General features: G+C 42.3%; 26 protein-coding genes and 1 riboswitch. Of the genes, 4 read left to right on the top strand and 22 right to left on the bottom strand.

The window, feature by feature from the left end:
- Positions 1 to 51 precede the first annotated feature (51 nt).
- On the top strand, positions 52 to 663 hold the full coding sequence (locus ACGHEH_RS04115; protein WP_130254716.1) for a TIGR04211 family SH3 domain-containing protein: 612 nt from the start codon (positions 52 to 54) through the stop codon (positions 661 to 663).
- A 76-nt stretch (positions 664 to 739) separates the two neighbouring features.
- Here the strand turns inward: ACGHEH_RS04115 and ACGHEH_RS04120 are convergent, their stop codons facing one another.
- Complete coding sequence (locus ACGHEH_RS04120; RefSeq protein WP_058030867.1) at positions 740 to 1,303, bottom strand: phosphoribosyltransferase; 564 nt, start codon at positions 1,301 to 1,303, stop codon at positions 740 to 742.
- A gap of 123 nt (positions 1,304 to 1,426) precedes the next feature.
- Positions 1,427 to 2,137 carry a tRNA1(Val) (adenine(37)-N6)-methyltransferase gene (locus ACGHEH_RS04125; protein ID WP_390442011.1) on the bottom strand — a complete coding sequence of 237 codons (711 nt, stop codon included), beginning with the start codon at positions 2,135 to 2,137 and terminating at the stop codon, positions 1,427 to 1,429.
- 68 nt (positions 2,138 to 2,205) lie between these two features.
- Here ACGHEH_RS04125 and srmB point away from each other — a divergent pair, with 68 nt between their 5' ends.
- On the top strand, positions 2,206 to 3,438 hold the full coding sequence (srmB, locus tag ACGHEH_RS04130; protein ID WP_058030869.1) for an ATP-dependent RNA helicase SrmB: 1,233 nt from the start codon (positions 2,206 to 2,208) through the stop codon (positions 3,436 to 3,438).
- Between the two features lie 49 nt (positions 3,439 to 3,487).
- Here the strand turns inward: srmB and ACGHEH_RS04135 are convergent, their stop codons facing one another.
- Complete coding sequence (locus tag ACGHEH_RS04135; RefSeq protein WP_390442013.1) at positions 3,488 to 4,654, bottom strand: MFS transporter; 1,167 nt, start codon at positions 4,652 to 4,654, stop codon at positions 3,488 to 3,490.
- Between the two features lie 96 nt (positions 4,655 to 4,750).
- On the bottom strand, positions 4,751 to 5,530 hold the full coding sequence (gene yaaA, locus ACGHEH_RS04140; protein WP_138566940.1) for a peroxide stress protein YaaA: 780 nt from the start codon (positions 5,528 to 5,530) through the stop codon (positions 4,751 to 4,753).
- A gap of 246 nt (positions 5,531 to 5,776) precedes the next feature.
- On the opposite strand from yaaA, the gene tal reads away from it, so the two are divergent.
- Both tal and ACGHEH_RS04150 read left to right on the top strand, forming a co-directional pair.
- Positions 5,777 to 6,727 carry a transaldolase gene (gene tal, locus ACGHEH_RS04145; RefSeq protein ID WP_390442016.1) on the top strand — a complete coding sequence of 317 codons (951 nt, stop codon included), beginning with the start codon at positions 5,777 to 5,779 and terminating at the stop codon, positions 6,725 to 6,727.
- Between the two features lie 236 nt (positions 6,728 to 6,963).
- The gene (locus ACGHEH_RS04150; protein ID WP_130254710.1) at positions 6,964 to 7,155 is read left to right on the top strand and encodes a DUF3545 family protein; all 192 of its coding nucleotides are present in this window, start codon (positions 6,964 to 6,966) and stop codon (positions 7,153 to 7,155) included.
- A 45-nt stretch (positions 7,156 to 7,200) separates the two neighbouring features.
- On the opposite strand, the gene ung is transcribed toward ACGHEH_RS04150, so the two are convergent.
- From ung to ACGHEH_RS04240, 18 genes are all read right to left on the bottom strand, one after another.
- Positions 7,201 to 7,860 (bottom strand): uracil-DNA glycosylase, encoded by a 660-nt coding sequence (gene ung / locus ACGHEH_RS04155; protein ID WP_390442018.1) that lies wholly within the window; start codon positions 7,858 to 7,860, stop codon positions 7,201 to 7,203.
- Positions 7,860 to 8,744 carry a cobalamin-binding protein gene (locus tag ACGHEH_RS04160; protein ID WP_390442020.1) on the bottom strand — a complete coding sequence of 295 codons (885 nt, stop codon included), beginning with the start codon at positions 8,742 to 8,744 and terminating at the stop codon, positions 7,860 to 7,862. The genes ung and ACGHEH_RS04160 overlap by 1 nt, the downstream gene beginning before the upstream one ends.
- Positions 8,744 to 9,337, bottom strand: coding sequence for a cob(I)yrinic acid a,c-diamide adenosyltransferase (cobO, locus tag ACGHEH_RS04165; RefSeq protein ID WP_349285512.1), 594 nt, complete (start codon positions 9,335 to 9,337; stop codon positions 8,744 to 8,746). The genes ACGHEH_RS04160 and cobO overlap by 1 nt, the downstream gene beginning before the upstream one ends.
- Before the next feature lie 10 nt (positions 9,338 to 9,347).
- Positions 9,348 to 10,820: a cobyric acid synthase gene (locus tag ACGHEH_RS04170; protein ID WP_390442022.1), complete on the bottom strand. Its 1,473-nt coding sequence runs from the start codon at positions 10,818 to 10,820 to the stop codon at positions 9,348 to 9,350.
- A 9-nt stretch (positions 10,821 to 10,829) separates the two neighbouring features.
- Entirely contained in the window at positions 10,830 to 11,363 is a 534-nt protein-coding gene (gene cobU, locus ACGHEH_RS04175; protein WP_390442024.1) for a bifunctional adenosylcobinamide kinase/adenosylcobinamide-phosphate guanylyltransferase, read from the bottom strand.
- A gap of 19 nt (positions 11,364 to 11,382) precedes the next feature.
- The gene (locus ACGHEH_RS04180) at positions 11,383 to 12,156 is read right to left on the bottom strand and encodes an adenosylcobinamide-GDP ribazoletransferase (RefSeq protein ID WP_390442026.1); all 774 of its coding nucleotides are present in this window, start codon (positions 12,154 to 12,156) and stop codon (positions 11,383 to 11,385) included.
- A 1-nt stretch (position 12,157) separates the two neighbouring features.
- Positions 12,158 to 13,219, bottom strand: coding sequence for a nicotinate-nucleotide--dimethylbenzimidazole phosphoribosyltransferase (gene cobT / locus ACGHEH_RS04185; protein ID WP_390442028.1), 1,062 nt, complete (start codon positions 13,217 to 13,219; stop codon positions 12,158 to 12,160).
- A 3-nt stretch (positions 13,220 to 13,222) separates the two neighbouring features.
- The gene (locus ACGHEH_RS04190) at positions 13,223 to 14,212 is read right to left on the bottom strand and encodes a FecCD family ABC transporter permease (protein WP_390442030.1); all 990 of its coding nucleotides are present in this window, start codon (positions 14,210 to 14,212) and stop codon (positions 13,223 to 13,225) included.
- Complete coding sequence (locus ACGHEH_RS04195; RefSeq protein WP_390442032.1) at positions 14,209 to 15,024, bottom strand: ABC transporter ATP-binding protein; 816 nt, start codon at positions 15,022 to 15,024, stop codon at positions 14,209 to 14,211. Before ACGHEH_RS04195 ends, ACGHEH_RS04190 begins: the two co-directional genes overlap by 4 nt.
- 85 nt (positions 15,025 to 15,109) lie before the next feature.
- Positions 15,110 to 15,254: riboswitch (cobalamin riboswitch) on the bottom strand.
- Positions 15,244 to 15,846, bottom strand: coding sequence for a histidine phosphatase family protein (locus ACGHEH_RS04200; protein WP_390442034.1), 603 nt, complete (start codon positions 15,844 to 15,846; stop codon positions 15,244 to 15,246). Its footprint overlaps the riboswitch before it by 11 nt.
- Before the next feature lie 67 nt (positions 15,847 to 15,913).
- Entirely contained in the window at positions 15,914 to 16,126 is a 213-nt protein-coding gene (gene nqrM, locus ACGHEH_RS04205; RefSeq protein ID WP_058030883.1) for a (Na+)-NQR maturation NqrM, read from the bottom strand.
- A 123-nt stretch (positions 16,127 to 16,249) separates the two neighbouring features.
- Entirely contained in the window at positions 16,250 to 17,266 is a 1,017-nt protein-coding gene (locus ACGHEH_RS04210; RefSeq protein ID WP_390442036.1) for an FAD:protein FMN transferase, read from the bottom strand.
- 92 nt (positions 17,267 to 17,358) lie between these two features.
- Positions 17,359 to 18,585 carry an NADH:ubiquinone reductase (Na(+)-transporting) subunit F gene (gene nqrF / locus ACGHEH_RS04215; protein ID WP_130254698.1) on the bottom strand — a complete coding sequence of 409 codons (1,227 nt, stop codon included), beginning with the start codon at positions 18,583 to 18,585 and terminating at the stop codon, positions 17,359 to 17,361.
- A gap of 17 nt (positions 18,586 to 18,602) precedes the next feature.
- Positions 18,603 to 19,211, bottom strand: coding sequence for an NADH:ubiquinone reductase (Na(+)-transporting) subunit E (nqrE, locus tag ACGHEH_RS04220; RefSeq protein WP_058030886.1), 609 nt, complete (start codon positions 19,209 to 19,211; stop codon positions 18,603 to 18,605).
- Between the two features lie 10 nt (positions 19,212 to 19,221).
- Positions 19,222 to 19,854: an NADH:ubiquinone reductase (Na(+)-transporting) subunit D gene (locus ACGHEH_RS04225; RefSeq protein ID WP_058030887.1), complete on the bottom strand. Its 633-nt coding sequence runs from the start codon at positions 19,852 to 19,854 to the stop codon at positions 19,222 to 19,224.
- Positions 19,854 to 20,600, bottom strand: a complete 747-nt coding sequence (locus ACGHEH_RS04230) for a Na(+)-translocating NADH-quinone reductase subunit C (protein ID WP_390442039.1) — start codon at positions 20,598 to 20,600, stop codon at positions 19,854 to 19,856. Before ACGHEH_RS04230 ends, ACGHEH_RS04225 begins: the two co-directional genes overlap by 1 nt.
- Positions 20,593 to 21,792 (bottom strand): NADH:ubiquinone reductase (Na(+)-transporting) subunit B, encoded by a 1,200-nt coding sequence (locus ACGHEH_RS04235; protein ID WP_138629530.1) that lies wholly within the window; start codon positions 21,790 to 21,792, stop codon positions 20,593 to 20,595. The genes ACGHEH_RS04230 and ACGHEH_RS04235 overlap by 8 nt, the downstream gene beginning before the upstream one ends.
- Before the next feature lie 4 nt (positions 21,793 to 21,796).
- Positions 21,797 to 23,140 (bottom strand): Na(+)-translocating NADH-quinone reductase subunit A, encoded by a 1,344-nt coding sequence (locus ACGHEH_RS04240; protein WP_390442041.1) that lies wholly within the window; start codon positions 23,138 to 23,140, stop codon positions 21,797 to 21,799.
- Positions 23,141 to 23,483 lie beyond the last annotated feature (343 nt).

Consider the following 23,483-nt stretch of genomic DNA (forward strand, 5'->3'; position numbering starts at 1 on the left):
CCCTTTGAAATTCATACTATCTGAAAAAACTACTCTCTATAAAGGTCACGGATGTTAAAACGTATTTTAGTGCCAACACTTTTCGCACTTGTTTCGCACTATTCACTCGCTGAAGAGGTGCAAGCAGCTGAAACAAACAACGCTAGCGAAAATGTAGCCTATATTTCAGATAATCTATTCGTTTATGTACATTCTGGACCTGGCAAAAATTACCGTATTGTCGGTTCAGTAGATGCAGGCAGTCAAATTGCGCTGATGCAAGGTAATGAAAATGGTTTTCAGCAAATCACTGACGACAAAGGACGCGAAGTGTGGGTTGAATCACAATTTGTTTCAACCCAAGCTGGCTTCGCCATGCAGTTAGATGAGTTAGGCTTACAACTACAGCAAACTCAACAAGCATTGAATGATGCACAGACAGATTTACCTCGCTTACAGCAGCTCAATCAAGACCTAGAATCTGAAAATCAAAATTTACAGCAAACGATCCAACGCTTAGAAAAATCTGTAGAAGATGAAAAGCAAAAAGCCCTGAACTCAGATCAAGCTGAACAACATCTCATGTTAACGTATGGTGGAGCTATTGGTATTGGTGGTTTACTAATTGGTGTAATTCTAACTTTATTGCTCTCTCGTAAAAAACGTTACGATGGATGGGCATAGAAAATTATTAATCTTAAAAATCATTACTTAAAAAAACCGCATTTCAAAATGCGGTTTTTTATTTTTGTCTGCAATGCTATTTAGTAAATAACTCACTGATATTACTTAAATCTGATTTACCCTCTGCGATTTCATCTGGCGTTAAACCTGATAACTCATGCGGAAACACTAACCACTCATCTGATTCATGAATGAAATAATCAGGCTTCATAGGTACTTTAGTATTCTTTGGCTTGTAGTAAGGGCAAGCTGTACGAATGTCTTTAGGCAAGTTTAAACGCATTAGCTCAGAAAGCTTTTCTTTTAATGCGAAAATACTGCGGCCTGAATCAAACACATCGTCCACAATGAGTAACGAGTCATCTGCATTCGCATTTTCGATAATGTAATGAAGACCGTGTACTTTAATTTCTTTTGATTGTTTGCCGATACCATAGTAAGAAGATGTACGCACAGCAATGTGATCTGTCTCTATACCTTTGTAATCGTAATACTCTTGCACAGCGATACCGATAGGCGCACCACCTCGCCAAATACCAATGATGAAGTCAGGACGGAAACCATCATCATAAACTTGCGCGGCTAAACGAAAAGAATCCTCAAGCAACTGCTGTGCTGTGATATAGCACTTATCTGACATACAAACCCCGTGAAATATTTATAAAAAGAAAAGGTATCCAGCACATATAAACAGCCAGATATAACCTTGTATTCTAGCGCATCTAAATCAAAAATGCGCAAACTCCCCAATTCAGGAACGTCTTTACATTTTTAAGTAAAAGTCACGACAAAATGTTGTAAAGTCTTCGCTGTATTGACCGTTTTCATGAATACACAACACCGTATTCTCAGGCTCAACAAAAACTCTGTTAGAAGCATATTCAAACTCGAGTAATAAACGGCTGGCAGCCTTGCGCTCTGTCGTTTTCACCTCGCATTTACGCACAAGATGCAAATCTTGTTGTTGAGCTAGCTCAATAAACTCTAATCCTTCTTTGTAAGGTAGCACCACTGCTAAACAACTTAATGGATGAGATAAACGTTTAAATTCATTTAGTAACGCACTGAAACTCAATGAATCCGTATGGCGCGCTAAATTTCGGGCTGCCGATGGACCTTTTAAGCTATCATTAAAATATGGTGGGTTACTGATCACCAAGTCGAATTGAATATCGCTCTGAAAATCTTGAATAGCAGATTGATGTAAAATAATACCATCCTGCCATGGGCTGTTTTGGATATTCAAATGCGCATCTTGAAACGCACCAGATTCAATCTCAACGGCTGTCACAGCTAAACATTCAGAACGTTGCTTGCACATCAAAGACAATAGCCCTGTGCCTGCACCGACATCTAGCAAGCTTTTTACTCCTGACAAATTCACCCAAGCACCGAGCAAAATTCCATCGGTTGAGACCTTCATTGCGGTGTTCTCTTGCTCTATACAAAACTGCTTAAACGCAAAGCCTGCCATAATCTCGCTTTTCCAAATTCACTATCACGCGTATAATTGAGCACATTGTCCTTTATTTATGATGCACTATGCAATTTTCTGAATTTGATCTAGACGGTAAAGTCCTCTCAGCTATTGATAAAATGGGATTCAAAACCGCCACCAGCATTCAACAACTTTCTATTCCTGAAGGTCTGATGGGTCGAGATATTCTTGCCTCAGCACCAACAGGCACGGGTAAAACAGCTGCGTTTTTAATTCCTGCAATCCAATACTTGTTAGACTTCCCACGTCGCGATCCAGGCTTTGCACGTGTATTAATTATGACGCCTACCCGTGAGCTTGCTTACCAAGTACATGAGCAATGTCAGTTACTTGCGGCAAATACCCACCTTAAAATTGGTGTTGTAACCGGTGGTATTAACTACGGCAGTCACAAAGAAATTTTCGAAAAGAACAACGATATCTTAATCGCGACGCCGGGTCGTTTGATGGAATATCTTGAAACTGAAAACTTCCACGCAGAAAACGTTGAGCTACTTATTCTTGATGAAGCCGACCGCATGCTAGACATGGGTTTCAAAAAAGAAATGCTACGTATTTGTGATGAAGCAAAAAATCGCCGTCAATGTTTCTTATTCTCTGCCACCCTTGAAGGCGACAGTGTGGAGTTATTCGCCGATCGCATTCTTAATGACCCAGCCTTACTTGAAGCTGAGCCATCACGCAAAGAGAAAGGAAAAATTCATCAATGGGTGCACCTAGCTGATGACTATAATCACAAACTAAAGCTACTTGTTGAGTTACTTAAGAACGAAGAGGAAGTACAAAAAGCGATTGTCTTCGTTAAAACGCGTGAGCGACTAGAAAAGCTTGTTGGTGAGCTTTATTCTCACGATATTAAAACCACTTGGTTACGTGGTGAGATGCCTCAAGACAAGCGTATGACGGCCATGGCCAACTTCCAAGCGGGCCGAACACGTATTCTAGTAGCGACTGATGTAGCCGCGCGTGGTATTGATGTTCAAGACATAACCCATGTATTTAACTTCGATATGCCGCGTACAGCAGACATTTACGTACACCGTATCGGCCGTACAGGTCGCGCAGGTAAAAAAGGCACGGCTATCTCTTTAGTTGAAGCCCATGATATGGCAATTTTAGGCAAGGTTCAGCGTTACACCGAACAACAACTAAAATCTCGTGTTATTAAAGGGTTAGAACCGAAGAATAAACCAGCGAAATTACCAAAGAAGAAAAAAGATCCGGCTAAAATAAAAGCTAAGAAAAAGGCAAAAGCCAAAGTTAAAAAGAAAAAGTAACTATCAAGCTTAGTTGAAGTTAAAAGGGTCTTTCAGACCCTTTTTCATTTTATGTCTCTAAAGCTACTTTTAACCTAGGCTTTAATCGCCAGATAATACCCGCGGCCAAAAGCATCACAGGGATAGTCAGCATATTTAATAACTGCCAGCCTATTTCAGCCTCAAGCCAGCCTGCGCCCAATGAAGAAACCGTCACCATACTAAAAACGAGGAATTCATTACTGGCTTGTGATTTAGCACGCTCATGGGGCAGATAGCTCTCGCTGACCATTTGTGTAGCAGCGATAAACATAAAGTTCCAACCAACACCTAACAAACACAACGCCACTAAGAAATGCCAATGGCTAAGCCCCATTAAATTCACCAAACAACATAGCAATACAATGACTACACCTGCTTGCATAATTTTGCTCTGACCAAAGCGATTAATTAGCTTACCGGTAAAAAATGAGGGTACAAACATCCCTAAAACATGCCATTCAATCACAAGTGCTGACTCAGCAAGATCATAACCATGGCGATGCATCGCCAAAGGTGTGGCGGTCATCAACAAGTTCATTGTGGTGTAGCTGATCATCGCAATCAATACGGCAAGCAAAAACTTAGGCTGCGTCATAATCTCAGATAAAGGCCGTTGTGGTTTATCTGCGCTTGCTTGGCTGAGCTCATTAAACTTCACAAGCTGTAATAAACAAAATGCCAAGATATAAAGGCCCATCAAGGCAACAAAGGCATTGGCATAATTAATTTCAGGGTAATGATTATTCACCCAAACCGCTAAATTTGGACCTAATACTGCCGCCACGACACCGCTGGCCATCACTGCTGAAATTGCAGTAGCAGGATTGTCACTCACTTCAATGGCTGCAAAACGATATAGGGTTGCGAACCCAATGCCAACTCCAATTAAAAAAGTAGCTAATGAAAATAGCCAAAACTGACTATTCAGTAATGAATAAAACCCTAAGATCGTACCACTGATCCCAATAAGATTACCCAAACTAAAACCTTTTCTACGGCCTATTTTAGCCATTAATAACGAGGCAGGCACTGTAGTCAACAATAATCCCAACATTTGTGTTGCTACCGGTAACGTTGTAAGTGCACTCGATGGGCTTAATGCTTGACCCACAAGCGCAGCAATTGTCACTAATAAGATATTACCCGTGGTGATCAAGCCCTGACAGATAGCCAAGAAAAGGACGTTTTTATTCATTATTACTCTAAATTGTGTAGAAGATGATTCGATGGTAGGAAGACCAGTGCAGACGGTATTTAGCCCGCACTGATTAACACATTATGAGTGGTTTACTTAGTTTTGTTCAGCGCGTAAGAAAACCGGCTCGTTTTCTTTTTGAGTTGCTTCTGCACTAAAATAGTAACCCGCGACATCAAATGCTTTCAACGCTTCAAGCGATGTCACTTGGTTTTCCATAATGTAGCGCGCCATCATGCCGCGGGCCTTCTTCGCATAAAAGCTGATCACCTTATATTGACCATTTTTGCAGTCTTTAAATACCGGGGTGATGATATCTGCTTTAAGCGCTTTTTTATTAACAGCTTTAAAATACTCGTTTGAAGCAAGGTTCACTAATTGTGTCGCTCCTTCAGCCGCTAACGCTTCATTGAGTTTCTCAGCGATCACTGTGCCCCAAAACTCATAGAGATTTTTACCACGGGTATTTTCAAGCTTAGTGCCCATTTCTAAACGGTAAGCCTGCATCAAGTCAAGTGGCTTTAATACGCCATATAAACCAGAAAGAATGCGTAAGTGAGACTGTGCATAACTTAGCGTACCCTCATCTAACGATGCAGCGTCTAACCCAGTGTATACATCACCGTTAAACGCCAGTACCGCCTGTTTCGCATTGTCAGGTGTAAAAGGCTGTGTCCACTCACTAAAGCGTGCAGCATTTAAGCCTGAAAGCTTGTCACTAATTTTCATCAAGCTGCCAATTTGCTGCGGTGATAATTCACGACACACTGTCATTAACTCTTCTGAGTGTTCAAGTAACTCAGGCTGCGTGAAAGTGTCGATATGCGCTGGCGTATCGTAATCTAAGTTTTTCGCGGGAGAGATCACTGTGATCATGGCTTACCTATTGACTTAAAAATTAATTAGTGTCAATTTCAACACTATCCCTTTGTTACTGCAAGTGAAGATTGTTAAGTGGCAAGCAATACGGGATATGTGCTCTTCTTCTTCCTTTGAATATTTTTTAATTCTCAACTTGTGAGTGTCAAATAAGGACAATTGACCTATTCATGCCATTCACGCTATTGCAACATAGGAGAAGTAGAGTTTGCCCATAAGCTGTAAGAGGAATGAGGAAACATAATGACATCAGCACTAGATAGGCTAAAACAGCATTCATCAATCGTTGCCGATACCGGCGACATTGAAGCCATTCGTAAGCATCAACCAGAAGATGCAACCACTAACCCTTCACTGCTTTTAAAAGCAGCTGAGATGCCAGCCTATCAAGCCTATTTAACGCAAGCTTGGGATTACGCAAAATCGAACGAGTCTGACGCAGACAAACAAGTCGAATTAGCGTGTGATTATTTTGCCGTATTAATTGGTAAAGAGATTGCCAATATTGTCCCGGGTTACATCTCAACTGAAGTGGATGCGCGCTTATCTTTTGATACAGAAGCGACAATTGCAAAAGCCAAAACCTTACTTGCACTGTACAAAGAGCAAGGTATCAGCCAAGACAAAATCTTAATCAAGATTGCATCAACTTGGGAAGGTATCAAAGCCGCTGAACAGTTAGAGAAAGAAGGTATTAAGTGTAACCTAACGCTATTATTTAGCAGTGCACAAGCTCGTGCATGTGCTGATGCCAATGTTTTCCTAATCTCACCATTTGTGGGGCGTATTCTTGACTGGCACGTTGCTAACGGCTTAGAAAAACCAACTGATCCACTGCAAGACCCTGGTGTGCAGTCTGTTCGCAGCATCTACTCTTTCTACAAGCAGCATGGTTATAACACTGTGGTAATGGGTGCAAGCTTTAGGAATACCGGTGAAATCATTGCTTTAACGGGTTGTGACAAGCTAACCATTAGCCCTGCACTGCTTGAAGAGCTTGGTGAGCTGACTGACGCACAAGAGTACTTACTTGAGAACGACTATGAAGTACAAGCTAAGCCTACGCCATTAACCGAAGCGCAATTCCGCTGGCAGCATAACCAAGATGCGATGGCCACTGAAAAGCTTGCTGAAGGTATTCGTGCTTTTGCTGAGGCACAAGAAACGCTAGAAGCGCGTTTTAAAGCACTATAATTAATAAACATATTCAATATAAACGCCGCATTATGCGGCGTTTTTTTATGCCCAAAAGCCAGATTCCCCCGCGTTTCACCTTCATCAAACTGTTACCTTACTGTAACAAAAGCAACACATAGTTGTTTTATTTTTAAGCGAGTTATGATATACCGAAGTTGCTCGAAACGTATATCAAATATACAGAAGCTGACGTAAAACCGTCATTTGAGGTCAATAATCAATGGGAGAACATCATGGATAGCCTAGACGATATCATTGCAGTATTAGAAAGTCCTGAAACAACAAAACGCACCTCTTCAAAAAAACAAAAACGAAAATGGCGCGAAATTGAAGCCTATAAAGAAAAGCAACGTCTTCGCAAAGAGCTACAAGAACTTGACTATTTTGCAGACAACTTAGATCTAGAAGAACTAGATTTAATCTAAAAAAATGGCTCCTTCGGGAGCCATTTTTCGTTTTTGGAAATGTGTTTAAACTTGCCAGTTAATCGGGGATTTCCCCATACTGGTTAATAACGCGTTTGTCTTTGAAAAGTGCTGACAACCAAAGAAGCCTCTGTGAGCTGACAATGGCGATGGATGTGGCGCATGTAAAACATGATGACGCGTTTTATCTATGTTTTTACCCTTCTTCTGTGCATGGGCGCCCCATAATAAAAACACCACGCCTTCTCTATGGTGGTTAATTTCTTCAATCACCTTATCGGTGAACTTTTCCCAACCTAGATGTTTGTGTGAATGTGCTTGTCCTTGTTCAACCGTCAATACAGTATTAAGCAATAACACACCTTGCTCTGCCCATGGCATTAAATAACCGTGATCAGGAATACTAAACCCTTCTATGTCCTGCACCAGCTCTTTATACATATTTGCCAATGACGGAGGCGGTTTAATTCCCGGCAAAACTGAAAAGCATAGACCATGAGCTTGATCAGGTCCATGATAAGGGTCTTGGCCTAAAATGACCACTTTAACCTGCTCAAATGGCGTGGCATCGAATGCTGAAAATACCTGTTGTTCAGGAGGAAACACCGTCACGCCTTCACTGCGTTTTTGAGCGACATACTCTAGCGTGTCTTTAAGGTAGGTTTGCTGGCTTTGTTCAGCGATAAAGTCTGACCAAGTCTTCATTATGATTGCTCTTGATAGTAACGGCGAGATTGCGACAGTTTACCACATAAGTCAGCAACTCCATCGAGCGCTCGCACACTAAAACGGTGTAATAGATCGGCATTGACTCTAATAAACTGCTGATGTTCGACAGCTGGGATCTGCGGCCAGTTTTGCCAATCCGTATGCTGCACATCTTTCTTTGTTTTCTCTTCAGGTAATACGATTACTTGAGGTTTAAACTTAAGCACATTTTCGATACTAATTTGCGGATAATCTGCTCGACTGTGAGCAAACACATTGTTAACTTGGCAAATCGACAATACCTGGTGGATCATAGTGTTTTTATTCACGCTCATCATAGGCTCAGGCCAGAGTTGATAAAATACATCCAGCGACTTTGCGTCTTGATATTGGCTTTGCAACTTGGCTAAACGCACATCAAATTCTTTAGCCACTTGTTTGGCCTGTACTTGATGACCTGTTAGCTCTCCAAATTCTGTCAGTTGCTCAGATACTTTAGTTAGGTCATTGGTTTCGCTATAAACCACTTTAATACCTAGCTGCTCGAGCTTTTCAAGATCGGCTTTTTTATTACCTGTTTGCCACGCGATCACTAAATCAGGTTTTAAAGCTAATAACTTCTCAAGTTGAATGCCGTGATAGCCACCAATTCTTGAGATCTCAAGCGCCTGCTCTGGATAATCTGCATATTCAACGGTGCCGACAATTTTATCGCCTGCACCTATTGCAAATAAGTTTTCAACAATGTGTGGCGCTAAAGCCACAATACGTTGCGCTTTGTGTTGAGCATCAGGTTGTGATGCACTTTGTGATTGATTTGCTGCTACATATTGACTTGTAAGCAGCAAAAAGATGATCAATAAAGTCCTTTTTAGCCACATCAGTAGTCAAATCCTTTTAGTGCTTTAACACCGGATTCAAAAGCATGCTTCACATTTCTCACTTCACTCACCGTGTCAGCAAGCTCAGTTAAACGACGGTGCGCACCACGACCTGTCACGATCACAGACTGCATTTTCGGACGATTTTCGATAGCGCTGATAACTTCATCTAAGTCTAAATAATCGTAGCTCACCATATAGGTCAGCTCGTCAAGTAATACTAAATCTATGCTATCGTCTGCTAACCACTTTTTGGCTTGCTGCCATGTCTCAACCGCTGCAGCCGTGTCTGTTTCACGGTTTTGCGTTTCCCAAGTAAAGCCGGTTTTCATTACCGCAAAAGGCACACCTACTTTCTCAAGTAAGTTACGCTCACCACAATCCCACATACCTTTAATAAACTGTGCCACAGCAGCGTTTTGGCCATGGCCGACACAACGCGTCACAACCCCAAAACCAGACGTCGATTTACCCTTGCCATTACCAGTAATAACCTGAAAAATGCCCTTTTCGATATTAGCAGCGGCAACCTTTTCATCAACCTTCTCTTTGACTTTTTGTTGCCTCTGTTGATGTCTATCTTGTTCGCTCATAATTCACACCCTATAAATTGATTAATGCTTTAATTTTGTTCATATCTAAATGCGCTTCACATTCATCTGCCAGCCACTCTAACTGTTTTTCACGATGCTCATCTAGACTAAAATTTGTTTCTGTTAGCTTGCCATTACTCGCCCAGTGTAAAATGGCTTCAGCCGCTTTGGGCTCATCAAATAAACCGTGTAAGTAAGTACCAACAATTTGGTTATCTTCAGATATAAAACCGTCTTGCAGGAAACCTTGTGGATGGTCAGTAAAATACATAAATGGCTTTTCAAGGGCGGGGCCGCTACTTTGTCCGCAGTGAATTTCATAGCCTTTAATGTCCACGCTTTGCTGGTTGATAACGCACTTACCCTGCACCTGAGTCAGGGTTTTGGTTTGCGTTAGCTGAGTTTCAAACTCAGCTAACCCTAATCCTGTAATTTCTGCCTGTGAGCTTTCTATGGCATCAGGGTCACAAATGCGTTGACCCAACATTTGTAAACCACCACACACGCCTAGCACCTTACCGCCATAACGTAAGTGACGCTGTATTTCGGTTTGCCATGTTTGCGCCTGTAAAAAAGCTAAGTCGTTAATGACGTTTTTACTGCCTGGGATAATAATCAGATCAGTTTGCCCGATTTGCTCGGTATGTTTTACATAGCGCAAATCGATTTGAGGATTTAACCGCAAGCTATCAAAGTCAGTGTGATTACTAATGTGCGGCAGTAACAACACACTTATCGTGAGTTTTTTATCTGTCACTACATTATCCATTGCGACGGCATCTTCAGCGTCGATGTTTAAGCCATGCATATAAGGCAGCACACCTAACACAGGTTTACCCGTTTTTTCTTCGAGCCAATCAAGACCCGATTGCAACAAAGCAATATCGCCACGAAAACGGTTGATCACAAAGCCTTGCACCAAGGACTGCTCATATTCACTGAGTAACATTAAGGTGCCAACAAGGTGTGCGAACACGCCACCTTTATCAATGTCAGCAATAATGATCACTGGGCAATCCACTTCACAAGCAAACCCCATATTGGCGATATCGTTCTCTCGCAGATTGATTTCCGCAGGACTTCCTGCGCCTTCTACTATGATGGCATCAAAATCAGACACTAATCTTTGATGCGATTCAAGCACTGCTTGCATTGCGACTTTTTTATAGTCATGGTATTTCGCCGCTTCCATATTGCTAATGGCACGGCCATGAATAATGACTTGCGCACCAGTGTCGCTATTGGGCTTGAGTAAAATAGGGTTAAAGTCAGTACTTAAAGGCTGTTTCGCAGCAATAGCTTGTAGTGCTTGAGCTCGGCCTATTTCGCCGCCACAAGGTGTTACCGCACTATTGAGTGCCATATTCTGAGGTTTAAACGGCGCAACATTAATCCCTTCCCTAGCAAGCACGCGGCATAAACCCGCAACCAAGGTACTTTTGCCCGCATCAGATGTGGTGCCCTGTACCATTAATGTTTTCATCTTCGTCACTTATTTAATCCTTAACGGGCAACCAGCCATAATAAAGTCAACACGCTGCGCAACTTTGGCGATATCTTGATTTAACCAGCCAGACTGGTCGACAAACACGCGGCTTAACTCGCCGAGTGGTACTAAGCCATGACCTACTTCATTACTGACTAACAGAACCGATGCACGTGTATGTTGTAATACCTCGAGCAAACGCTGCTTTTGCACTTGCAGTTCAGGCTCTGACTTTTCACATAGCCCATGCGTTAACCATAAGGTTAAACAGTCGATTAATACGCAAGTGTCGCCACCAAATTTTTGTAATGTGTCGGCTAGGTACCATGACTCTTCAATCACTTGCCAGCGCTTATCTCGCGTTGCCCGATGATGTAATACGCGCTCAGCCATCTCGGCATCTTTAATTTCTGCCGTGGCGATGTATACGAGTTTACTCACTGTGCCTGAAGTATATAAATCCAACGCCGTTTGTTCAGCGAAACTGCTTTTGCCAGAGCGCGCGCCACCTAGAATGAGATGAATATTATTTTGAGTCATAGCTAATATCTCGCATCCGCTACACCCAGAGCGCCACTAAAGTTAAATAAATCATGATTTCACAACATTGTTGTGCGGCGCCTAAGCAATCTCCTGTATACCCACCTAGCTGTTGCTTAAACCAGCTTATACACTGATGGCGAGTTAAAAATAAAACAGCAACTAAAATAATCACACTCATTAAAGACAAAGGTGTAAAGAGCCACAGCACAAATAGCACGCACAGTGAAGTTAATGCGAGGAAATCTTTTGCATGAGAAGAGAGCGACATGGCGACTGGCTTTACTTTTGATTGCGCATCTTCTTGCACATAAGCAAGCTTACCAATGATGCTCGTCGCCACTGCACGACTTAAAGTATGACCTAATACCAGTGCACACAATACTTGTGTAAAGCTATCACTAAGCAGGCTCAGCAGCTGAAACTTTAATAACAGTAATAAAATAAGTGCGCTGGCACCATACGTGCCTAAGCGACTGTCTTTCATAATCGACAGCTTTTGCGAGACAGTCCAACCGCCACCAAAACCGTCCCAGACATCGGCAAAACCGTCTTCATGAAATGCGCCAGTAATTAAAATACCCAGAGCGAGGGTGAGGATCACACAAACGCTTGGCGGTAAAATCAAAGACGCAACACCAAAGATAACAGCCAAGGCAAAACCCAACAACAAACCAACTAAGGCAAAATAACCACTGGCTTCACTGAGTGCATTGTCTTCAATCTCTTGTTTAAAATGCACTGGCACGCGAGTTAAAAAGCTCACCGCCAATAAAAAGTGTTGTTTATTCATATCAAACAACTTTCGTGACATTCGCGTCATCAAAGCTATTCATGTCGTTGTAAAACGCCAGAGCACTTTGTAGCAAAGGTAAGCTCAATGCAGCCCCAGTCCCTTCACCCAATCTAAGACCAAGATCTAAAAGAGGCTTAGCATTAATTGAATTTAACATTTGCAGGTGTGCTTGCTCAGAAGAGCTATGGGCAAACACCATATAGCTTTGACTGTTTGGCTCAATACGAATAGCCAGTAATGCCGCTGCCGTTGCGATAAAACCATCGACAACAATAACCTGCTGTAACTCAGCAACGGCTAACATGGCGCCGACCATTTGACAGATCTCAAACCCACCCAAACAACGTAAGATTGCATGCGGGTCATTCAGTTTATCTCGGTGTAAATCAAGCGCGCTATTAATCAGCTCAACTTTTTTATCTACCACTTCGTTTGATACACCCGTGCCAAGCCCAACCGTGTATTCAGCAGAGAGTCCACTCAGCGCACTAAAAATAGCCGATGCTGCACTGGTATTGCCAATGCCCATCTCACCAAATGCAAAAGTATTACAGCCTTGCTGATATTGTTTATGAACAAGCTTCTTAGCAAACTCAAAACCTTGCGCTTCTTGAGCTTGCGTTAGCGCTTCACACTCATCAAATGAACGCGTAACTGACCCCAAACGTTGTGACGTAACACCTAAGGTCTGGTCGGGTTCAACTAGAATACCGCAATCGACTATCTCGAGTTGCCACCCTAATTGTTTGCTGAAAACATTAATTGCAGCGCCTCCTGACGCGAAATTCGCTACCATTTGGCCTGTTACTTCACTAGGTGCTATAGATACACCTTTTGCAGCAATACCGTGATCACCTGCAAACACTGTTAGAGTGGGTTTGCTGATTTGTGGTCGAAATGCTGAAAGCTGCTCAGGTTCTATACCCTGAGAGAAAATAGTCACCAGCTGTTTAGCCAATGTTTCTAGCTCACCTAACGCACCCAAAGGCTTGGTTTTCAGGTTTATTTTCTTTTCGATAAGTTCGCGAGAACGCGTATCAAGTGCTTTAACTGAGAACATACGCTAAGGCCTTTTTTGTTTGAGAGTCAGTAAAGTTAAAAAGAACACACTGCCTATTGCAGCAGTGATAACACCAATGGGAAGCTCTTGATTATCAAGAATAGTACGGGCAAATAGATCTACCCATATCATCATTAAGCCACCACTTAAAGCGGTACACAGCAGACCAATGGAAGTTGCCTGTGAAATGAAAAAACGTACCAAATGCGGGATCATTAACCCGACAAAGCCAATGCCACCACACATAGCAACCAATACCGCGGTCAGCAATGAGCTCAATAGCAACATGACTAAACGTAATTTAGCCACCTGAATACCTAATGTTGCAGCGCTTTCATCACCCAGTAATAGTGCGTTTAAACCACGCCTAAACAACAGCATACAAGCCATACATATTAATACAATTGAACAGGGCAACCACAACCATTGCCAATCAGCGCGACTAAAGCTGCCTAAGTTCCAAAACATAATGGCACTCACAGCTTGTGGATCACTCCAATACAACAGCAAGCTGGTAAATGCGCTAAATAAGAAAGATAAGGCAACACCGGCGAGTAACATCGCTTCTACCTGTCTAGACCTTTGTCCATAGGCAATCAGCAACAATAGGGTCATTGCCAGCGTACTACCTAAAAACGCCGCCCCTGACATCGCCCAACCAGCTGTGATACCTGTAAATGTGATGAGTAACACGACGCCAAATGATGCGCCTGATGAAATACCAAAGAGGTAAGGATCTGCCAAAGGGTTACGGGTCACTGTTTGCAAAATAATGCCCGCCAATGCCAAGCCACTGCCAGCAACAAATGCCAAAATCACTCTGGGAATACGTAGTTCCATAACAATTTTTTGCTCAAAGGCATTGGCATCATAAGCAAATAATGTTTGCCAAACAGCACTCGTACTAATATCAATCGCGCCATGCTTAACGGCAACTAAAGCACTAAAAAAGCAGCTTATCAGCAAAATTAACAGCGAAATAAGCGGCTTCATAGTTGATATCCAAAGTGGTAGCGGATATGAGGAATATGGGTTTTGTCTCTATACGGGCAAGGTACTTGCGAGACCTCAGCACAGACATCAAATACATCACTGAGTAATTGCGCATCTAGCACATCGCTTGGCGCTCCACTTTTATATAACTCACCCTGTTGTAGTACCAGCAAGCTATCACTCATAGCTGCCGCAAGATTTAAATCATGGAAAGATGCGATCACTGTGATCCCCATTGCTTTGGCAAGCTCCATAATTTGTATTTGGTATTTCACATCCAAGTGACTGGTTGGCTCATCCATAATCAATAGCCTAGGCTTTTGTGCCATGGCTTTCGCGATCAATGCCCTTTGTTTTTCACCACCAGAAAGGTGAGCAAATGCCTCGTTGATTTTGTGTACCAGACCAACCTGTTCAATAGACTTTGCAATTAGTTCATGATCGGCTTTATTTAACTTTGAAAATAAACTTTTATGAGGTGTTACACCCATTGCAACCACATCATAAAGCGATAGATTAAAATGCTCAGGCATTTCTTGCAGAACCACTGCAACTTGCTGGGCATATTTGTTATGCGAGAAGCTTGAAATCGTTTTGTTAAAAAGGGTTATTTGTCCACTAGAAGGGATAAAAAAACGGTAAAGGCAACGAAGCAGCGATGACTTACCAGCCCCATTAGGACCCAATAAACCAATAAACTGCCCTTCAGTTACATCGAAAGAGATGTTTTGTAATATTTGATGATTATCTAGCACCAAATTTAAGTTTGAAACTTGCAGAGCAAATTCAGAGTGCTGACAAGCTGATTGCATTCGTACCCTTACTAACGTTTGGGCAGACACGAACGCACAGTCCTAACCGAATTACAGTTAAAATTGTGTGCTCTTGAGTACGCCCGCTCAAGAGGATTTTTCTGACCTTGGTATCTGACTTCGTGCATTTAAATACACTTCACAGTTGCGGGGACAGTTAAGCAGTTTCAGCTTATTCCCAAGATTAATCAGAAAAACCGTATTATGAAGTCTAGATGGCTAAAACACAACTTTAGGCCACGCCTTATGTGTTTCATCAAAGTAAACTTCTATCTTTACCAATGTAGCATAGCCAACGTCTAAACTATTAATAGAGGACAGAGAATCTAATGGTAAGTTAAGGACTTCAGCTAAGATTTGTTTGATCACACCACCATGAGTCACAACTAGGTTATGTGTTGTATGCCGAGTTGATAGCTCTGCCTCCCACCATTGTCTAACACGAGACCTAAATGCGCAAAGGGACTCTCCATTTGGCGGCGTATGTTGCCAAGGAGCCTGCCAAAATTCACCTATACTTGGATTCTTTGTGCTCTCCCAAAGCCACTCATAAGTTCGACCATCCCAATCCCCAAAATCCATTTCTTGAAGCTGCTTTGCTATCACCAGTGGTAAGCTTGATTGCCTAGATTGCTTTTTCGCAAAGCCCAGACAACGGTGCATGGGGGAGGAAATACAGGCATCAAATTGAACTGTTTTTGGTAAAGCAGACTCCATCGCTGCTAACCCTAACTCAGACACTGCAACGTCAGTTTTAGAACCAGTTAGAATACCTGTAGTAACAGGTTTACCGTGCCTTAGGAAATACCATGTCTTCGTCATTTTAGCCTCAGATCAAAAATGCGAGCCTTAGCTCGCATTTAATTAAAGATGATTTGCTTAGTTTAACTTAAAGAATCTGGTTCTCTTTCCAAGCTTGTTCTTTCGCCATACGTTTTTTACGACGGTCACATGGATCATCGCAATCACATGACTTTTCAATACCAACCGCGCCTAAACCGCCACAGCTGCTTGCCATAGATTTCTTTTGCACTATTACACCGACAGCCATGGCTGCAACAATTAAAATAAGTAACCCAAAAGTTAGGAAAAATAATGACATGCACAGGCCCCTTAAAAACAGTTTAACGGCTCAATGTATCTGAACCAAATGACGGCATTTAAACAGCCGTCATTATAACGCGCTTAGTGTACTATTTCGACTAATTAATCAAAATTGCTTTATTTACAAATAAGGCGCAAAAGCCGGGCTTGAATAGGTCACTAACCCTTCATTACTTTTACTAATTAAATATACAGCTAAATTATGCTCTTCTGCGTAAGCTTTTGCTCGCTCTGTACCCATTACAGTTAGTGCTGTTGCCAAGCCATCAGCAGTCATTGCTGATGGGTGTAAAACGGTCACAGATACCAAATCATGCTTAACTGGTTTGCCTGTGCTTGGATTAATCAAGTGCGTATAGGTCTCACCATCCATTTCGTAGAAAATACGGTAATCACCTGAAGTCGCCATGCCGTTATTGCCTGGTTCAATAACTTTATGCACTTGCCTCTGGCCTGCTGGCGCATCTGGCTGTTCAATCGCAATACGCCAAGGTTGTGACTGAGCTTTAGTACCGGCAATTCTGAGCTCACCGCCAATTTCAACCATGTAATTTGTCATCCCTTTGGCTTCTAAAAGCTCAGCAACTTTATCAATACCAAAACCTTTAGCTGTCGCTGAAAAAGATAACTCTAAACCATCAATAGTTTTCGCTAACCCTTCGTCTGTTAACACTAACTTATCAACACCTATACGAGCCTTCATTTCATCCAGTTGAGACTGTGAAGGTGTTTTTGTTGGGCGTTTATCTGGGCCAAAACCCCATAAATCTATAAGAGGGCCCATGGTGACATCTAGTGTTGTTGTTGAAACACCTAAACGAACTGACTCTTTCACAACTGTCTTAAAGTCATCACTGATAGGCATAAAAGTATTTGCAGCCAACGTATTGAACTGATTAATCTCTGAGTTTTTCACCCAAGGTGACATAGACTGATTCACTGCAATTAAAGTGTTATCAACTTCTGTTTTTAATGTCTCAGCAGTTAAATTTTCATTAATTGGAAAAGCTTTGACCGTATAAGTGGTCCCCATTGTTTTACCCTGAATAACAATAGGTTCAATTTCTTGTTTGTCGTCAAAACACCCTGTCAAAACAACCGTCGTCAGTAATACAAAAATACCTACTAGTTTCTTCATACTTTTCTCTATCCCAAAAAAAACCCCAAGCTTATTGCTTGGGGTTTAAGTCTATCTTATTTCAGTGAAGTGTTCACTGAGATAACGCTGATTTAGCCACCGAAGTCATCTAGTAAGATGTTTTCGTCTTCAACGCCTAAATCTTTAAGCATGTTGATTACAGCCGCGTTCATCATTGGAGGACCACACATGTAGAACTCACAATCTTCTGGCGCTTCGTGGTCTTTCAGGTAGTTTTCTAAAAGAACATTATGGATGAAGCCAGTGTAACCTTCCCAGTTATCCTCTGGTTGAGGATCTGAAAGCGCTACGTGCCATTCAAAGTTTTCGTTATCAGCCGCTAGGCCATCGAAATCTTCTACGTAGAACATCTCACGCTTAGAACGTGCGCCGTACCAGAAAGACATCTTACGGTCTGAGTTAAGACGCTTAAGCTGATCGAATATGTGTGAACGCATTGGCGCCATACCAGCACCACCACCTACGAATACCATTTCTGCATCAGTTTCTTTCGCGAAGAATTCACCGAATGGACCAGAAATAGTCACTTTATCACCTTCTTTAAGTGACCAGATGAACGATGACATCTTACCACATGGTAGGCTTAGGTTGTTTGGCGGCGGAGTCGCGATACGTACGTTAAGCATGATGATGCCGTACTCTTCTGGGTAGTTAGCCATTGAGTATGCACGGATCGTTTCGTCGTCAACTTTAGACTCAAGATTGAAGAAGCCAAAACGCTCCCAATCTGCACGATATTCCTCAGGAATATCGAAGTCAGCGTATTTAACGTGGTGAGCTGGCGCTTCAATTTGGATATAACCACCTGCACGGAAAGGTACAACCTCACCATCAGGGATACCAAGCTTAAGCTCTTTGATGAATGTCGCTTTGTTATCGTTAGAGATAACTGTACATTCCCACTTCTTAACACCGAAGATTTCTTCTTCTACTTCGATTTCCATGTCAGTTTTAACAGCAACCTGACACGCTAGACGACAACCTTCACGCGCTTCACCTTTTGAAATATGGTCAAGCTCAGTTGGCAGGATATCACCACCACCCGCTTTAACGTGAACGGTACATTGGCCACAAGAACCACCACCGCCACAAGCAGATGAAATGAAGATACCAGCGTCTGCTAGTGCACCTAGTAGTTTACCACCTGGTGCTGAAGTAACTGCCTTTTCAGGGTCACCGTTAATGCTGATTGTGATGTCACCGCTTGGTACAAGCTTCGACTTCGCTGCAATGATGATCAATACAAGCATTACAACGATAGCGATGAACATCCCTACGCCTAAATATACCTCAAGCATGATTTTTCCTCGCTAAATTAAAGTGAAATACCAGAGAATGACATGAAGCCAAGACCCATTAGACCTACTGTGATGAAGGTAATACCTAAACCACGAAGACCATCTGGTACGTCTGAATACTTCATCTTCTCACGGATACCAGCAAGTAACACGATTGCTAGTGCCCAACCTACACCTGAGCCTAAACCAAATACCACAGACTCACCGAAGTTCAGGTTACGCTCAACCATGAATGCTACTGCACCGAAAATCGCACAGTTTACAGTGATTAGTGGTAAGAAGATGCCTAGTGCGTTGTATAGCGCAGGGAAGAACTTGTCTAGAGTCATCTCAAGGATCTGTACAAGTGCTGCGATTACACCGATGAAAGTTAGGAACTTAAGGAAGCTTAAGTCAGCTTCAGGGAAGCCTAACCACTCTAGTGCACCTGGCGCTAAGATTGCAGAGTAAACTAACTGGTTTACTGGAACAGCAACACCAAGAACGAAGATTACTGCAACACCTAGACCCATTGATGTAGTTACTTTCTTAGATACAGCAAGGAAAGTACACATACCTAGGAAGAAAGATAACGCTAAGTTTTCAATGAAAACCGCTTTAACGAATAAATTAATATATTGTTCCATCTCTCTCTCCTTATGCCTTCGCTTCTACTTGGTCTTTCTTATAAGTACGAAGTACCCAAATGAAGAAACCAATGATGAAGAACGAGCTTGGCGGTAGGATTAATAGACCCATAGGCTGGTACCAACCACCTTCAGAAATAAGTGGTAAAATCTCGATACCAAATAGTGTACCTGAACCACCTAGTTCACGAATGAATGCAACAGTTAGAAGTACTACCGAGTAACCTAAACCGTTACCAATACCATCAAGGAATGACATCAGTGGTGGTGTCTTCATTGCATATGCTTCTGCGCGACCCATTACGATACAGTTAGTAATGATTAGACCAACGAATACCGAAAGTTCTTTCGCTGTTGCATAAACAAACGCTTGAAGCGTTTGGTCTACCACGATTACCAATGAAGCGATGATTGTCATCTGAACGATGATACGAACGCTTGATGGGATGTGGTTACGGATCATAGAGATAAATAAGCTTGAGAAAGCACATACTAATGTCAGAGCGATTGACATGATAAGTGCATTCTTAAGGCTTGATGTCACTGCTAGTGCAGAACAAATACCAAGTACTTGAAGCGCAATTGGGTTGTTCGCAAAAACAGGGCCAAACAAGACTTCTTTCATTTCTTTTGCATTTGCCATTAGTTCAATGCTCCTTTACGTACGTTCGCAAGGAATGGACCGAAGGCTTTGTCGCCTGTCCAGAAGTCAACTGTGTTATCAACACCTACAGATGTTAATGTCGCACCAGAAAGACCATCTACTTTGTGTTCGTTGTTACCAGCAGTACCTTTTACGATATCAAGTGGTAGCTTTTTACCTTCGAACATAGACGTCCAACGTGGGTTTTGGATTTCACCACCAAGACCCGGTGTTTCATTGTGCTTGTAGAAGTTAATCGCTTTAACAGTCCTAGTATCAGCATCTAGTGCTAAGAAACCATACATAATCCCCCAAAGGCCGTAACCTTGGATTGGTAGAATGATAGTGTCTACTTGACCGCTAGCGTCTTTAGCGAAGTAAACTGGAGATTCAGTCGTCATACGCTGAACACCTGCTTTATCTTGCGCTTTTTCAAGCTTAACACTGCGCTTTGCATCGAACTTAGTTGATTCAAAGTCGAAAGAGTTTGGATCTGTCTCAACAAACTCACCCGTTTTCATATCAACAACGCGTGCTTCGATGTTTTCGTTAAATGTTTTGAAAACATCTGCTGAACTTTCAATACCTGCAGCAGCAAGAATGTTGCGTTGCACGTCTTGAGTTTTGTTTGCTTGTTGTAGTGGGCGTAATTGAACAGATGCCATAGAGACAACAACTGCACATACTAAACATAGGCCAACAACAACGCCTAGCGTTTTGCCAATAGTTTCATTGTTACTAGACACGTGCCAATCTCCTCTTAACGTTAGACTGTACAACGAAGTGGTCGAATAATGGTGCAAATAGGTTAGCGAATAGAATTGCTAACATCATACCTTCTGGGTATGCAGGGTTAACTACACGTACCAGAACAACCATTACACCGATTAGTGCACCGTATGCGAATTTACCTTTATTTGTGAAAGACGCAGAAACTGGGTCAGTCGCCATAAAGAACATACCGAATGCAAAACCACCTAGTACTAAGTGCCAGTGCCAAGGCATAGCAAATGCAGGGTTAGTTTCAGAACCAATCATGTTAAGAAGTAGAGACATCACTACCATACCTAAGAATACACCTAGCACGATACGCCATGACGCAATACGAACATAAATTAGGAACAAACCACCAATCATTAGTGCTAGCGTTGAAACTTCCCCCATAGAACCTTGAACGAAGCCATAAAAAGCATCCCACCAAAGTGCCATGTTGTTGTAATCAAGTGCACCTTGCGCCGCTAGGCCAAGGTTTGTTGCACCTGTGAATGAATCAACAGCAGTCCAAACCGTATCACCCGAGATATCAGCTGGGTATGCGAAGAATAAGAACGCACGGCCTGCTAATGCTGGGTTAAGGAAGTTACGACCTGTACCACCGAATACTTCTTTTGCAACTACAACACCAAAAGTAATACCTAACGCGGCTTGCCATAATGGAATTGTAGAAGGAAGGATCAATGAGAATAATACAGACGTTACGAAGAAACCTTCGTTAACTTCGTGCTTACGGATTGAAGCGAATAATACTTCCCAGAAACCACCAACGATGAATACCGTCGCATAGACTGGTAAAAAGAAACATGCACCGTAGAAGAACTTAGCACCAATACCTGATTGTGCTGTTAGTTCACCACCTAATGCTTGGAAAATAGCAGCCTGCCAAGTGTTAGCAATTTCAAAACCATTACCAATTGCTAGTGCAGCTTGGTGACCGATGTTGAACATACCAAAGAACATTGCAGGGAATGTCGCCATCCACACTAAAATCATAATACGTTTTAGGTCGATGTTGTCACGAACGTGCGTGCCACCTTTGTTTACATAACCTGGAGTGTAGAAAACGGTTGCGACTGCTTCATACAGGGCATACCACTTTTCATGCTTACCGCCAGGTTCAAAATGCGGCTCGATATCTTCTAGAAATTTCTTTAAGGCCATGGGATTAACCTTCCTTCTCGATAGTAGTCAGGCAATCACGTAAGATTGCACCGTACTCATACTTACCTGGACATACGAAAGTACACAGTGCTAAATCTTCTTCATCTAGCTCTAATGCACCTAACGCAATCGCACTATCTAAATCACGTGCAATTAAGTCACGAAGTAGTGGTGTAGGTAGAATGTCGAGTGGCATAACACGCTCATAGTTACCGATTGGAACCATTGCACGCTTAGAACCACCTGTAGACGTTGTCATATTGAACAAACGGCTCGGTGCTAAGTGTGAGATAAATGTACGTGTTACAGAGAATTTGTTGCTACCTGGTGCAATCCAACCAAATAGTTCTTTCTCGCGACCTTCAAGTAATACTGATACTTGAGTATGGTAACGACCTAGGAAAGCGTGAGGGCCGGTTGCTGTTTTACCAGCTAACACAGAGCCAGAAATGACTCGGTTATCACCGTCTTCAAGCTCGCCTACAACTAAATCAGTTAGTGAAGCGCCAACTTGTGTTTTAACTAAGCGAGGATTCTTAACGCGAGGACCCGCTAAAGCAACTACACGGTCAGAGTAGATTTCACCAGTAAGGAATAACTTACCGAATGCAATCACATCTTGGTAACCTAAATGCCATACCTGCTTGTTTTCAGATACTGGATCTAGATGATGGATGTGAGTACCTACTAAACCTGCAGGGTGTTTACCACCGAATTCATGAACTTCAACTTGAGAAAGTGAAGAACTTGGTACATTGCTACCTGCTTGCTTACATACGAACACTTTACCATCAGTTAAGCGAGATACTACAGCAAGACCCGCTTCAAACGCTTCAACGTTTTCAGCAATGATCACAGCAGGATCTGCAGCTAATGGGTTTGTGTCGATTGCAGTCACAAAGATTGAACTTGCAGTTGCATCTAGTGCTGCCACTCGGCTGAATGGACGAGCACGTAGCGCTGGCCATTGACCAGATTCAACAAGCACTTCTTTTACTTTTTCACGGTCTAAGTTGCTTAAATCAGCAGCCGCCACCTTTTCAAAAGTAACCTGCTCGTTGCCTTGCACTTCAATCACAATAGATTGAAGAACACGCTTAGCACCACGGTTAATTTCTTTAACTACACCAGAAGCTGGTGCAGTGAACTTGACGCCTGGGTTCTTTTTGTCTTCAAAAAGAACTTGGCCTTTTTTGACTTGGTCATCCACGCGAACATGCATGGTTGGACGCATACCGATAAATTCTTCACCTAGCACGGCAACTCGTTTGACAGCTACGCCATCATGAATTACTTGCTGAGGTGCGCCCTCTATTGGTAAGTCCAGACCTTTTTTTATGTTGATCATACGCACTTGCATTACATTAACGGAAAGAAATTGAAAAATCTTTTTTTGCCCCAAGATCAAGAAAGTGACCATTCTGTATTCGGCAAAGCCAAGCGACAAAACAATCCATAACTAAAACCTTGTGGACGAGTCCTCACATATATGTGAGATTTTAACATTAATAACCCCCACTATGCGAGTGGAATTATGAAATTAATCCAGATTTACAAGGTCTTTTCGAGGAGAGAATAGAATGAATTTAGTTCAATTTAGACCAAAGTCCAGTTGCTGAAATACGCAATGAATCATTTTAGATGAGCAAAAAGAAAGCTTAAGAAGTTAGCAAAATGAACTATGCAAAAGC

The organism is Pseudoalteromonas sp. MTN2-4, from assembly GCF_042848605.1.
Taxonomy (GTDB): Bacteria; Pseudomonadota; Gammaproteobacteria; order Enterobacterales; family Alteromonadaceae; genus Pseudoalteromonas.

Coding starts and splice junctions, on each gene's coding strand:
- ACGHEH_RS04115 (WP_130254716.1), top strand. CDS start 52: ATGTTAAAACGTATTTTAGTGCCAACACTTTTCGCACTTGTTTCGCAC.
- ACGHEH_RS04120 (WP_058030867.1), bottom strand. CDS start 1,303: ATGTCAGATAAGTGCTATATCACAGCACAGCAGTTGCTTGAGGATTCT.
- ACGHEH_RS04125 (WP_390442011.1), bottom strand. CDS start 2,137: ATGGCAGGCTTTGCGTTTAAGCAGTTTTGTATAGAGCAAGAGAACACC.
- srmB (WP_058030869.1), top strand. CDS start 2,206: ATGCAATTTTCTGAATTTGATCTAGACGGTAAAGTCCTCTCAGCTATT.
- ACGHEH_RS04135 (WP_390442013.1), bottom strand. CDS start 4,654: ATGAATAAAAACGTCCTTTTCTTGGCTATCTGTCAGGGCTTGATCACC.
- yaaA (WP_138566940.1), bottom strand. CDS start 5,530: ATGATCACAGTGATCTCTCCCGCGAAAAACTTAGATTACGATACGCCA.
- tal (WP_390442016.1), top strand. CDS start 5,777: ATGACATCAGCACTAGATAGGCTAAAACAGCATTCATCAATCGTTGCC.
- ACGHEH_RS04150 (WP_130254710.1), top strand. CDS start 6,964: ATGGATAGCCTAGACGATATCATTGCAGTATTAGAAAGTCCTGAAACA.
- ung (WP_390442018.1), bottom strand. CDS start 7,860: ATGAAGACTTGGTCAGACTTTATCGCTGAACAAAGCCAGCAAACCTAC.
- ACGHEH_RS04160 (WP_390442020.1), bottom strand. CDS start 8,744: ATGTGGCTAAAAAGGACTTTATTGATCATCTTTTTGCTGCTTACAAGT.
- cobO (WP_349285512.1), bottom strand. CDS start 9,337: ATGAGCGAACAAGATAGACATCAACAGAGGCAACAAAAAGTCAAAGAG.
- ACGHEH_RS04170 (WP_390442022.1), bottom strand. CDS start 10,820: ATGAAAACATTAATGGTACAGGGCACCACATCTGATGCGGGCAAAAGT.
- cobU (WP_390442024.1), bottom strand. CDS start 11,363: ATGACTCAAAATAATATTCATCTCATTCTAGGTGGCGCGCGCTCTGGC.
- ACGHEH_RS04180 (WP_390442026.1), bottom strand. CDS start 12,156: ATGAATAAACAACACTTTTTATTGGCGGTGAGCTTTTTAACTCGCGTG.
- cobT (WP_390442028.1), bottom strand. CDS start 13,219: ATGTTCTCAGTTAAAGCACTTGATACGCGTTCTCGCGAACTTATCGAA.
- ACGHEH_RS04190 (WP_390442030.1), bottom strand. CDS start 14,212: ATGAAGCCGCTTATTTCGCTGTTAATTTTGCTGATAAGCTGCTTTTTT.
- ACGHEH_RS04195 (WP_390442032.1), bottom strand. CDS start 15,024: ATGCAATCAGCTTGTCAGCACTCTGAATTTGCTCTGCAAGTTTCAAAC.
- ACGHEH_RS04200 (WP_390442034.1), bottom strand. CDS start 15,846: ATGACGAAGACATGGTATTTCCTAAGGCACGGTAAACCTGTTACTACA.
- nqrM (WP_058030883.1), bottom strand. CDS start 16,126: ATGTCATTATTTTTCCTAACTTTTGGGTTACTTATTTTAATTGTTGCA.
- ACGHEH_RS04210 (WP_390442036.1), bottom strand. CDS start 17,266: ATGAAGAAACTAGTAGGTATTTTTGTATTACTGACGACGGTTGTTTTG.
- nqrF (WP_130254698.1), bottom strand. CDS start 18,585: ATGCTTGAGGTATATTTAGGCGTAGGGATGTTCATCGCTATCGTTGTA.
- nqrE (WP_058030886.1), bottom strand. CDS start 19,211: ATGGAACAATATATTAATTTATTCGTTAAAGCGGTTTTCATTGAAAAC.
- ACGHEH_RS04225 (WP_058030887.1), bottom strand. CDS start 19,854: ATGGCAAATGCAAAAGAAATGAAAGAAGTCTTGTTTGGCCCTGTTTTT.
- ACGHEH_RS04235 (WP_138629530.1), bottom strand. CDS start 21,792: ATGGCCTTAAAGAAATTTCTAGAAGATATCGAGCCGCATTTTGAACCT.
- ACGHEH_RS04240 (WP_390442041.1), bottom strand. CDS start 23,140: ATGATCAACATAAAAAAAGGTCTGGACTTACCAATAGAGGGCGCACCT.